Here is an 11,774-nt window from a genome sequence, read left to right as displayed (position 1 = left end):
ATGACATGGTATATAAAATTGGGGAATGTATGGGTGCTGAAAAAATGGAAAGTAATACCAACAAATTGGTCTTAAAAACAATTCATGAGCTGTTAGGTGAGAAATTTTATATACCAGCGTATCAACGTGGATATCGTTGGACTAAACTTCAAGTCAAAGAACTCTTAGATGATATTTGGGAGTTTAGTCAAAAAAATGGTGGCAAACCATCATTCTACTGTTTACAGCCTATCGTCGTATTAAAAAAAGATGATGATCAGTGGGAGGTTGTGGATGGTCAGCAACGCCTGACAACCCTCTATATTATTTTGCACTATTTAGAAAAAAAACATTTGCGTCGTGAGTTAAAAGAGGCTTATAAAAAATCGATCTTTTCACTTGAGTATGAGACACGGAAGAGTAGTAAAGATTTTCTGGAAAATATTGATGAATACGAAGGAAGGAAAAATAAAGACTTCCATCATATCGCAGAGGCACATGAAGCAGTGCAGCACTGGTTTAAAGAGCTAGATTATACTGATCATAATAAATTTTTAGCCACGTTATTGGCAAAGCCAAATGAACAACATTCAGTACAGGTTATTTGGTATGACTTAAGTGATGAATGCAAAGACAATGATTATGCAATTGATGTATTTTCTCGGATCAATATTGGAAAAATCCCACTAACCAATTCGGAACTGGTAAAAGCCTTGTTTTTACAAAGTAGTAATTTTGAGCAGGAAAAAGCCAGCTTAAAGCAAATTCAAATTGCCACAGAATGGGATCAGATCGAGCAATGTTTGCAAGAGTCTTCATTTTGGTCTTTTATTTATAACGAGGACATTGGGGCAAAGTACGATACACGGATAGAATATATATTTGACCTCATGCAAAAAAAACCTTTAGGGGCAGAAGATTTTTTTACATTCCATCAATTTAATGAGGTATTTAAAGCCAGTAATGACGAAGATCGCGTGTTGGTAATTGATAGACTATGGAAATCAGTGAAGGATTATTTTCTCACGTTTGATGAGTGGTATCGAGATCGCGAGTTATATCACTTAATTGGTTTCTTGATTGCCTGCGAACCATCAAGACGTGAGTCTAATAAAAGTGAACCGCGAGTCAGTAAATTTAAAACTCAGTCTGAACAAAACAACCTAACGAAAATAGAATTCAAAAAATACTTGAAAGAAGAAATAAAAAAAGAGATCAAAGAAGAAAAAAAGGAAGCAAAAGGAAAAGTCGTGAAGGGCCTAGAAGAACTTACGTATGGGGATGCGATTATACGCAAGGTATTACTGCTTTCAAATATTGAGACTCTACTCTCAACAAAAGACACTGATATACGTTTTCCTTTTGATCGTTATAAAACGGAAAATTGGGATATTGAACACATACGCTCTCAAACAGATAAAAAAATAGAAGGAAAGTCTAGATTAGATTGGTCGGAGGATATTCTGGAATATTTTACTAATACGAGAAATCATCAAAATGTTTGCTTGGAGGAGTATCCAGAAGATGAGCGCAGCATCATTGCTGACCTCTGCCAAGTCCTTGCATCTGAAAATATAGATAGTGTGTTTTTTGACGAGTTGTATAACAAAGTAGCGGAAAAATTTAAAGAGCCTCAAGGGGAGCGAGGAGAGGATTGGACAAATGGAATAGGCAACTTGGCATTGTTAGATGCAACAACGAACCGAAGTTATAAAAATGCAATGTTTCCGATTAAGCGGAAACGAATCATCCATAATGACAAAAATGGTATTTTTATACCTATTTGCACTAAAAATGTTTTTCTTAAGTTTTATAGTAAGAAACTAGGAGAAGTCAGGTATTGGCAGAAGTCTGATGCAGAGGATTATTTGGAAGCACTCAAACAGTTATTAAAAGAATATTTGTCAGATACCGATCAGGAGAGAAAAGCATGAATAATATAAATATATTGCCAAACTCCGGTGAGCGCTTAAGCTTTTTCAAACTATTTAGTGAAAAAAAATATACTGTAGAAATTCCAATTATTCAGCGTGATTATGCACAAGGTAGAGCATCTAAATATGCTGTTAGAGCATCCTTTTTAGACGCTTTAAAGCAGTACTTGGTTCAAGGTAATCCCAATAGAGATTTGGACTTTGTCTACGGTAGTCTGATTCAAGTAGGTGATTCATTTCGATTTGTACCTTTAGATGGACAGCAACGCTTAACAACATTATTTTTATTGCATTGGTATTTGGCACACATTGCTGATCAAGCTGAGTTTTTGAGAAAAGCTCTTTATAAAAATGGCAAGTCACTCTTCAGATATGAAACACGTGCTAGTTCAAGTGAGTTCTGTGATGCACTGATTGGTAATTATTTTGATATGCAGTGCTTGCTTGATATAGAAAGTGAAAAATCGTTGTCAAAGACGATTCAGAATCGTGGATGGTTTCATTTGTCATGGTTAAATGATCCTACCATTCAGTCGATGCTTAATATGCTGGATTCCATACATGCCAAGTTTGCTGGTCGTCCTGATTTATTTGAACGATTGATTGATGAAGAAAAACCTATCATTACCTTTTTATTTTTGGATCTAAAAGAGTTTAATTTATCTGATGATTTATATATCAAGATGAATGCACGCGGAAAACCTCTCACAGATTTTGAAAATTTTAAGGCAAAATTTGAGCAATATATTAAGTCATTTCAAAGTGATGTGTCAGTTTATACATTGAGTTTTGGGGGGAAAGTCCATCAGCCTGTAGATGCCTATCAGTATTTTGTGCACAAGATAGATACAGATTGGGCGGATATGTTTTGGGGATATCATAATGAAGCGTTAAGCGAAATTTCATTTGATGATAAGTTGATGAACTTTATACGTTTGATCATTGCAAATTATTGTCTTATTGAAAAACAAAATTCAGAGACTCAAACAAAACGGTTGGGTGGGTTGTTAGGTTCGGGCGGTAAGCTTAAGGCTTTGTCTTTTTTTAAGTATGAGGATTTAAATTGTTTTAGTGCCGAATTAGTGGATTATCTGATAAATATGATGGATCTTCTCTACAATAAGGATCTAGCGGGTGAAAGAATAAAAATTTATCTAGATGATTCTGATTATTACGATGAAGAAGATACTTTTAAGAAAGTCATAGCTGATAATACTAGCTATCCAGAGAAATTGCGTTTTTTTGCTTTTTACAGTTATTTGGCTAGTGGTAAAGATTTAGCAGGGTTGGTGGATTGGTCACGTGTCATCTACAACCTCACCGAAAATACGATCATTAATAGCGCTGATATCTATCTGAGAGCACTTATTTCAATTCATGCATTGAGTCAGCACGATGAATCTATATTAGAAATTCTTAAAAAAAATAATGATGTTGCAGGATTTCAGCCTGCACAAGTTCTTGAAGAGCGAATCAAAGCTCACTTGATGGCGAAGTCAGATGAATGGAAAAGACTGATTTGGGCTATGGAAAAGCATTCTTTTTTTAAAGGTCAAATTGGTTTTGCGCTTAACTTCTCAGGCATATTGGATTTTTATCGGAAGAATAAAAACTGTGATTGGACATTCGCAGAAGATGCAGTGTATTTTTCAGAATTCCAAAACTATACCGAAAAAGGGTGCAAACTATTTAATTTAATTGCTGTGAGTTCTGCCGATTATGACTATCTTTGGGAGAGGGCTGTTTTAAGCAAAGGCGTGTATTTTACCAGTGGCAGTGATTCTAGGTGGAAAAATTTGCTGAGTACACGAGGTACTAGAAATAACGTTGATCGTGATCATAGCTGGAAGCGGTTGCTACGAATATCAATGACAGCTAATGACCAGTGGGAAAAAAGGCAAAGTTATGTAAAAGCTGTTTTTGATGATCCAAATTTTGATGCTAATGATATTGTTGACTCATTACAGTCTATATGCAGTGAAGCTTTGAAGAATCCTGAATTGGCTGTTTGGAAAACACACTTTATTAAATATAAGGCGTTATTTGAGTATTGTCGGCAAGGGTTTATTTATGAAGATGGAAATACTATCCTTTTACTTGGGGAGTTATATCGAAATCACTACCATAGTGAACTGAATTCTAGAGTTTTTTATTTAAAGTATAAGCAGAGTGATGAACAGTTTTCACCATTTAAATCATTTGAATACTATGACGTTAAAAGTACTTCACATTACTCATGTGCATGTCTTGAATCTTGGACTTATAAGGAAAAAGAATATGTGGTAACTGTTGCGTATGACAATAAGTATTTATTGGATTTTAACACTCCTAACTTTAAGGCGTGTACGGAAGAATTGATTGGTATTCTAGATAAGCATCGATTTGAACTTTATGAGGAGGAGTGGGGTTTGACGTATCGAAATAGCTGTGAAACCTCCATCGAAGCTTTTGAAGTTTTGACCAATCTCTGCGCAGATTTACGAGAGCTAGATAGTGAGTAATGTTGGCTAGCGTGAACGTCACACAAGGTTGAGTGGTGAAGTTTTTTCGTAAAGAGTTGGATTATGGCTGCCTTGGTGATTAGCAATATCGCAAAGGCAACCGTAATATTGAAACTGTGTCTAAGTCGCTCATCACAGTTCCACTGCTTTATGTGAGGTCAAGAAGTTGTACGTTCAAATAGTGGATCAGCATATGTATCATTAGCCAATGTGATATTAACTGCGCAGATGCGCCCAACCTAACAGCGCGACTACAGGCAGTAAGCATATTGATCGAAAACATAAAAGGGAGCATGAGTTTAGTGCTAGACATACTTGACTCCTAGAAATGCTCCTCTGTTCTTACCCATTTAGGACCTTGAATATTTTGCGCTGATTCAATAATGGGATGAGCTTAAACAGAGGATAGGGTTTTAATGATTTATGTTTGTTATCAAGTAATCATTCTTCGACGATGGCTTGATAAGTGAGCTTGCCATGCGTGGTATACAGATAAACCTCTTTGATTTCTTCTGCAGTACAGCCTTTTAAAACAAGCTTAAATACAGCCCCGTAATAGGAAACACTCGGAAATTTAGTTGTATATGGTTCTACACCAACGACCTTACAGTTCGGATTATCCATTTCAACCTTATCAATGACATCGTTCACTTCAGATACTACTTTTAAACGAGTGGTGTCATAAATGGTTTGTGTGACTACGATAAAATTTGGAGGAGAACCAATAGGGCGGAACTGAGCCTGTAAATTATTTTGTGTAAGTTCCATTTTTTATAAATGATCTTTTAATCGATCATCGAACTGAATCGTAAACCAATTCATTGCTAAACGCCAATTTTGAATTGGCATCGTCCATTTCTTCGCAGCATTTGATGTTGCTAAGTAAATGACCTTCTTTACTGAGTCATCAGATGAAAAGATTTTCCTCTTCTTCGTTGAATGGCGTATTACGCTATTCAACGACTCAATCGCATTTGTTGTATAAATTGCATGACGTATTTCGGCTGGATAGCTAAAGATCGTTCGGATATTTTCCCAATTGGCCCGCCAGGATTCTCCAATTTTGGGATACTGGTGATTCCATTGATCACAGAAGATGTCTAGGGACTTTAAAGCATTTTCCTCTGTACTTGCCTGATAAATCGCTTTCAGACCCGAGGTAACAGCCTTGTAGTCTTTCCAGCTTACAAATCTCAGGCTATTGCGTACAACATGCACGATACACAGTTGAATATCAGTATGAGGGTAAACGGAGGCTATCGCGTCAGGAAAGCCTTTTAATCCATCTACACAGGCAACAAGAATATCCTGTACTCCTCGATTTTTAGCTCTGTCATGACTGACAGCCAGAATTTGGCACCTTCTGTCTGAGCAATCCACATACCCAGTAATTCTTTTTGTCCATCCATATTGATGCCTAAAGCAAGGTATACGGACTTGTTAATCACATTGGAGTGCTGACGGACTTTGACAACAATACAGTCAAGATAGACAACAGGATAAAGGCTATCTAAGGCTCTATTTTGCCACTCAGTCACTTGCTCAATCACAGCATCGGTAACTTTGCTGATGAGAGATGCTGAGACATCGGCATCGTACATTTCTTTGAAGAAGGCTACAATTTCCCTATTAGTCATTCCTTTTGCATACAGTGAGAGGATTTGGTCATCCATACTGGTGATGCGTGTTTGGTGCTTTTGATAATTTGTGGCTCAAATGAACCTTCTCGATCACGGGGAATATCTAAAGCCAGTTGTCCATCTTGAGTTGTAATGGTTTTAGAACTAAACCCATTACGGCTATTTGAGCCTTTCCTGGACTGATGCTTTTCATAACCGAGATGGTCTGAAAGTTCAGTATTGAGTGCAGTTTCAATCATGAATTTTTTAAAGACTGCTGTCATTTGGTTTAAGTCTTCTGGTGTTTTTAGACCTTTAGCCAATTCGGCAGCCATACTTTTGATTGTTGCTTCATCCATGTGAAGTACCTTTTGTAATTATCCTCTGAAGGATAAATGAAAATTAAGTACTTACACAAAATTTAGAACAGTCCCAAATAAGAACAAAATTTGTAAACAAAAATAGGTGTTGACCGAAAAATCAACACCGCTTTTAATTATTTCGTCATTCTTTGGAAATGAACTTAATCAAATTATATTAAGCATTACTAATCGACAAGTTTAATTACAGAATTTAGCTGTTGGATGCATTTGTCGAGCTCTTCATGATCATAGTGATTCTTTGACTCTAATAGTAATTTATCACTATAAGAGTTAATATCTTGATCTATTCCAGCAAAGCCGGCTTTAGTTGCTTTTGCTGTTTTATCCCAATAATCAATGACATTGGAATTAATTTTTGATAATAAATTCTCTTTTTATCGCTGCTGCTAGTTTTTTAGCTAGTGATTTTTGCCATGATCCACCAAAGAAACCATAAATTGCTAATCCAATCCCAGTTGCTATTGCTAATCCGATAGTAATAGGTCCTCCAATTGCAGCGACAAAAGACGTTACCACAGTAACATTACCTACTAAACCAAGTGAAGCTAACACTCCTGCGACCTTACCGACAATGATGTATGCCCCTAGATTACTTGCAATAGTAGATACATATAAAGCCATAGCTCCTAAGCTCCCTAAGCCACTTAAGCCACCAATAAAAGCGGCTTTAGCATCAAACAAATTAAAATCTACATTGATACCCTCGATATCCTCCACTTCCGTATCTGCAATACGTGGAACAACGGCTTGCCATTTTTCAATTAAATCATTAGTTGCATTATTATAAGTTTTTCCACTTTTTTTAAGTGTATTCTCTATTTTTGCACTGATTAATTGTCCAATGTAACTACCAATTTCAGATTGTGCTTCTTTCTTATCGGTATAAGTATCCACGATAAGTTTTTCTAACCAATCTACTGATACTAAATTGTCATGGTAGGCTTCTACAGTTTTGAGATCTTTATTTCTGAAGTTAATACTTTGCTCAATCAAGGTGTCAACTTCTTTCAATAAATCTTTACGTTTAGCTTCAAACTGCTTTTTTGCGGTTTCTGCTTCTTGTTGACGTTCGATTGAAACTTTTTTTTTGTTACGTAATTCCTTTTCATTTGATTTAATTAAACTTTTAAGTTTAGCGTTAACTTTCTTAAACTCTTGATCTGTAGATTCTTCCTGTTGGGTAGAAAGAAAATTCGCCATCTGACTGACTTGTTGTAAAGTATCTAAACGATATTCATTATTTTCTCGCCAAAATGGCTGTACACGTTGACTAAGTTGATCACTTTCAGGCAAATTTTTCAGAAAACCATCTTCTATCCAATCATTAAAAATTAGATTTTCCAATTGTCGTTTAACACGTTTGAAAGCAGTTTTACCAACATACTTCACGTCTTCTGGCTTAAGCTCAGAATGGCAATGTGACTGTATAAATAATAAATGCTCAAAAGGTTTTTCAGGGTTAAATGGTGGTTTATTACGAATAATATTAGATGAATACCCTAGGTCGGTATCTTTAAGGAAACCAGTATGAGTTGATACAAAAATAACACCATCTACGAGCTCTACAGAACTAAGGGCTTTTTCGATATCATCCCCGTCGTCATTATTCAGATCTCCTGGTGTATCCAATAACCAAACATGCTTAAGGATTTCAGAATCAGTGAATACAACGGCCATAAAGCTCTCTTTATTCAGTTCATCCTCATAATTATGTAGTCCTAATTTATCGAGTAATACATAGCCTCCTTCTTCTACTAAATATTTTTCCATTAATTCATTATCATGAATCATGTAAGGTAAAAACCTTTTTAAATACTAATACATCTGCCTTAATGCTTTCAGGACGATCTGATGTATGCATAAGCAAGTTGACAATACAAGTTGCTGGCTGATAACGAGTAGGTAAGATTGGATTATGAATAATTGTATTAATTAGTGTTGATTTACCCGAATCGAAGGCCCCAAAGCAACCAATAATAGGTTTTTTATCAAAACTTTTTACAAATAGCTCTAGAGCTGTCAAATTATCAACTAAGTTGGTTTCTTTTAAATAAGCATGATCAAACTTCTCAATGCTTTGCTTAATGTCATTGATTTTATAAGTCAACTTTTTGACTTTTTTGTGTAAGTTTGATTTTTTTAAGTTCAAAGATAGGTTAGTGTCGTTAGACTTCGTAAGTTCCATTAGATACTCGTAATATTTAGTTGGCTCAAGACCAATTGCTGTTAAGTAAGCTGCTATCTTCAAAGCATCTGCATTGAGCGGAGAGTTTTCAATTCTAGACACAGTTCTTTGATCTAAAACTTGTCCTATACCAAAAACGTCAGATCTCACAGAAACATCGTATTGCGATAAACCAGCATTTTCTCGATTTCTTATAAAGAAGTTTTTTAGTTTTTGATTTAAATCCTCAGTGTAATGATCTTCGTTGTTCATATGAATCACCTTCTTTAAAAACGCTAGATAGCTAAAAAATACTAAATAGCTACATGGGTTGAGACATATTTGTCTAAAACAATAAAAACATATTACTAATGTGGAGTCAATATTTTTTAGACATATTTGTCTTAAATTAATAAGTATTTGTTTTTGGGTTAATTTTATTTTAAATACTTGTTGAAGCGCAGAGAGTAAAAATTCTCTGCTACTTAGGCTTCAAGTCGGGATACGGCGCTTCCAGATTTACCAGAATATTGGATAAGACTGAGATATCAAAAGCCATCACCCTTATTGGGCTGTATCGGCATTGGTAAAGTCGTTGAAAAGAATGGAAAAACGTCTACCTGAACGGCGTGATCAATTTACCATTACCAGCCAAATTCAAGGCAAAAAATGGATGGGGGAAACATCCCATTGATGAACAATCGCGTGCTAAGGTGCTGAATCAAAAGCTCAGAACCATACTAGTACGAATACTCTTTAATGATCTTAGACTGAATCTACGTACAGGGTTAGAGAAGGAGAAGAGGCCAATTTTTTAAGTCAACTCGACCAGCCATTTACTGATCTCGAAGGAGAAAAGATAAGTAATGTTCTCATTAGATGAAAGGGAGGACAAATTGCAACTTTAATAGCACCTGCTCTGATGACCTTATTTCATATAGGATATTTATAAAGAAATAAATTTAGCAGTAGATTATTGTTACTTTTATTGATTATTATTATATTATTTAATAAGGAGAGATTTGTGCAAATATTAATTACTAAAATTAATTTGGCTCTAGATTCAACACAACCGTATATTTTTATACTCACTCACAAGATGAATCTCATCTTCCTATTATGACTTTTTGTCTGGAAAATGATAATGTTGTATGTTACTCAACTCTTTTATTAAAAATAAAAAAATATACAAACAAAGAAAAGAATAGATATTTATATAAAACTATCTGAATTTAAGTTGCTTACTAAACTTTTGATAAGAAATTTTGTTGATGTTGAAGCACAAGAGTGGATACTAAATATGCATAATCCTAATGGTCGTAAGTTAGGAAATATGGATCTTCCTAATATTCATGAATCTTTTAGATCTAATTTAAGTAATATTGTTATTCGCATAGGTGGAGATAAAAGTAAGGGCGTACTATTACAAAGTAACAATAGTGATATTTATCTGGAGGTTGAAAGTCCTGCAAATTCTCATATCATGATGAAAGAGAAAGAAATTCATATGGGTATACGATTAAATGACCTATCTGGTACGTTAAATGAAAGTTGGCAATATGATGTACCTCATAGTGAACTTAGATCAACTACAAATGAGCAGAATCCTTTAACTATTACTTATGCTCACATGAAGTTAACCTTTTCAAAAGAAATATTTAAAGGGGCTATAGAAGCTATCAATAAGGTTATTGATTAATATATTAAAATTTAGAAAATACTCCTTGGGAGGGAGATAGGTCAAATTATTTATATCTCCCTCTTTAATTTTTAGAATTAGTTCATCAATTGCTCCTAATGGTATAAGAAACCACTCACGAGGTTTGACAGGGTTTCCAAATCTATCTTCAATAACCATATCAAGTTGAGCTAATTGTAATACTTTATGAATAAGCTTTTCTAATTTCTGAGGTACAATGTTTTCAGGAAGAGAGTAAGTAGCAACAAGTTCTACGTCAGCAAGTAAATATGTTGGGTCTTTTCGGGCCTCTTTAATACGTTTAGCCACTTTACCAGTGGTTACCCCAATTTTATGTAATACATGTTGATTCTGTTTAATAAACTCATTATCAGACAGGCTTCGTAATACATATATAGATCCGCTTTTAATTTCAAGATCAGTATTGTCTTGTTCTGGCAAATTACCTGAACTGAATAGAGGTCCTGAGTTATTTGCTATTAAAATACGTCGACCAGCTTTGTCTGTATTCAAAGCTTTTTTTAATGACCGCATCAACAAATTACTTTCGGTTCCATTTGAATAGATTGCTCTTAACCGTGCATCATTTTCGCCATTAGGTGCCTTAAAATATTCACCTATTTCTGCAATGTAGACAATTTGCCCATCTACAATAAACCAATCATGTAATTCGATACTTGCATCTTTACCAAATGGCTTTGTAATCCGTAGTCCACCTTCTAGCTCTTTGGAGATTTGATTAAATATCCCTTTGAATACATCAAAGTCTGCACATGCTTTTCTAGTTGCTGTTAATTCATTTGCTTCTCGATCTTTTTGTGATCTAACATGTTGTAGTATCAGAATATTATCTTCACTTTCAACTTCAATTCCTAATTCAGAAAGTAAGTTATTATCCTCTAATTCAGACATATCAGATAGTTCGGAAATAGTACTATTTAATAGATTATGTTGATCAAAGTCATCTAGAAGAGATATGGCTTCAGGCAATTTCCTAAGCTGGTCAAGTCTGACAGCATAAAGTCGTTCGAAAATATCAGTATCAATTGAGTTTGAAGGAACTCTTTGATTTTTTTCGTAAAATTTAACAATTTCCTCGAAGCCAGAGATCAATCGTTCTTCTTTGGCTGTATAGGTAATCTGTTTTACTGGTGCTAAATCTATACCTAATTCTGATAGCAAATCATCATCAGAAATATCAGCCATAAAATTTACCTTGTTTAACCTAATAGTTCGAATTTATCGAGATGGACTACAACAGAACTCATTGCAGAGTTCTGTTTAATTTTTCCAAGACGAGAGGCACATAATTTTTCAAAGACATCAGCATCATCATTAAGAGATGGAATTCGTTGATGAGTTTCATAGAAGACATTAATTTCCTCAAAACCAGAAATTAGGCGTTCTTCTAATGGACTTAGAACTTTCACAGATTTTAACTCAAGTTCGATTTCTAGTTCATCTAAAATTTGTTCATCTGAAAGAGGTTTCATTG

The 11,774-nt window shown here is 34.8% G+C and carries 7 protein-coding genes and 3 pseudogenes; 4 read left to right on the top strand and 6 right to left on the bottom strand.

Features of this window, described 5'->3' with window-relative positions:
- The first annotated feature begins 29 nt into the window (after positions 1-29).
- Together NQU59_RS00430 and NQU59_RS00425 are read left to right on the top strand one after the other, a co-directional pair.
- Entirely contained in the window at positions 30-1,913 is a 1,884-nt protein-coding gene (locus NQU59_RS00430; RefSeq protein WP_257064506.1) for a DUF262 domain-containing HNH endonuclease family protein, read from the top strand.
- Positions 1,910-4,414 (top strand): DUF262 domain-containing protein, encoded by a 2,505-nt coding sequence (locus tag NQU59_RS00425; RefSeq protein ID WP_257064505.1) that lies wholly within the window; start codon positions 1,910-1,912, stop codon positions 4,412-4,414. Before NQU59_RS00430 ends, NQU59_RS00425 begins: the two co-directional genes overlap by 4 nt.
- A gap of 441 nt (positions 4,415-4,855) precedes the next feature.
- Here the strand turns inward: NQU59_RS00425 and NQU59_RS00420 are convergent.
- From NQU59_RS00420 to NQU59_RS00405, 4 genes and pseudogenes are all read right to left on the bottom strand, one after another.
- A pseudogene (locus tag NQU59_RS00420) lies at positions 4,856-5,152 on the bottom strand (hypothetical protein); the annotation flags it as partial.
- Between the two features lie 33 nt (positions 5,153-5,185).
- Positions 5,186-6,392 (bottom strand): annotated as a pseudogene (locus tag NQU59_RS00415) (IS256-like element ISAba26 family transposase).
- A 372-nt stretch (positions 6,393-6,764) separates the two neighbouring features.
- Positions 6,765-8,207, bottom strand: a complete 1,443-nt coding sequence (locus NQU59_RS00410) for a hypothetical protein (RefSeq protein WP_257064503.1) — start codon at positions 8,205-8,207, stop codon at positions 6,765-6,767.
- Positions 8,197-8,853 (bottom strand): dynamin family protein, encoded by a 657-nt coding sequence (locus NQU59_RS00405; protein WP_257064496.1) that lies wholly within the window; start codon positions 8,851-8,853, stop codon positions 8,197-8,199. Before NQU59_RS00405 ends, NQU59_RS00410 begins: the two co-directional genes overlap by 11 nt.
- A gap of 261 nt (positions 8,854-9,114) precedes the next feature.
- Here NQU59_RS00405 and NQU59_RS00400 point away from each other — a divergent pair.
- Together NQU59_RS00400 and NQU59_RS00395 are read left to right on the top strand one after the other, a co-directional pair.
- Positions 9,115-9,362, top strand: a pseudogene (locus NQU59_RS00400) (recombination directionality factor); the annotation flags it as partial.
- Positions 9,363-9,880: 518 nt separating this feature from the next.
- The gene (locus NQU59_RS00395; protein ID WP_257064495.1) at positions 9,881-10,279 is read left to right on the top strand and encodes a hypothetical protein; all 399 of its coding nucleotides are present in this window, start codon (positions 9,881-9,883) and stop codon (positions 10,277-10,279) included.
- On the opposite strand, the gene NQU59_RS00390 is transcribed toward NQU59_RS00395, so the two are convergent.
- Together NQU59_RS00390 and NQU59_RS00385 are read right to left on the bottom strand one after the other, a co-directional pair.
- The gene (locus NQU59_RS00390; protein WP_257064494.1) at positions 10,226-11,485 is read right to left on the bottom strand and encodes a GIY-YIG nuclease family protein; all 1,260 of its coding nucleotides are present in this window, start codon (positions 11,483-11,485) and stop codon (positions 10,226-10,228) included. The two genes, NQU59_RS00395 and NQU59_RS00390, sit on opposite strands and share 54 nt — an antisense overlap.
- Before the next feature lie 14 nt (positions 11,486-11,499).
- A complete protein-coding gene (locus NQU59_RS00385) occupies positions 11,500-11,772 on the bottom strand; it encodes a hypothetical protein (protein ID WP_257064493.1) in 273 nt (90 codons plus the stop codon).
- Positions 11,773-11,774 lie beyond the last annotated feature (2 nt).

Origin of the sequence: Acinetobacter colistiniresistens, from assembly GCF_024582815.1 — a bacterium.
Classification (GTDB): Bacteria; Pseudomonadota; Gammaproteobacteria; order Pseudomonadales; family Moraxellaceae; genus Acinetobacter.
The sequence above is the reverse complement of the archived record's forward strand: the minus strand, read 5'-3'. Positions and strand labels throughout refer to the sequence as shown.

Excerpts from the sequence above, each read along its gene's own strand:
- NQU59_RS00430 (WP_257064506.1), top strand. The coding sequence starts at position 30 with ATGGGTGCTGAAAAAATGGAAAGTAATACCAACAAATTGGTCTTAAAA.
- NQU59_RS00395 (WP_257064495.1), top strand. The coding sequence starts at position 9,881 with ATGCATAATCCTAATGGTCGTAAGTTAGGAAATATGGATCTTCCTAAT.
- NQU59_RS00390 (WP_257064494.1), bottom strand. The coding sequence starts at position 11,485 with ATGGCTGATATTTCTGATGATGATTTGCTATCAGAATTAGGTATAGAT.
- NQU59_RS00405 (WP_257064496.1), bottom strand. The coding sequence starts at position 8,853 with ATGAACAACGAAGATCATTACACTGAGGATTTAAATCAAAAACTAAAA.
- NQU59_RS00425 (WP_257064505.1), top strand. The coding sequence starts at position 1,910 with ATGAATAATATAAATATATTGCCAAACTCCGGTGAGCGCTTAAGCTTT.
- NQU59_RS00410 (WP_257064503.1), bottom strand. The coding sequence starts at position 8,207 with ATGATTCATGATAATGAATTAATGGAAAAATATTTAGTAGAAGAAGGA.
- NQU59_RS00385 (WP_257064493.1), bottom strand. The coding sequence starts at position 11,772 with ATGAAACCTCTTTCAGATGAACAAATTTTAGATGAACTAGAAATCGAA.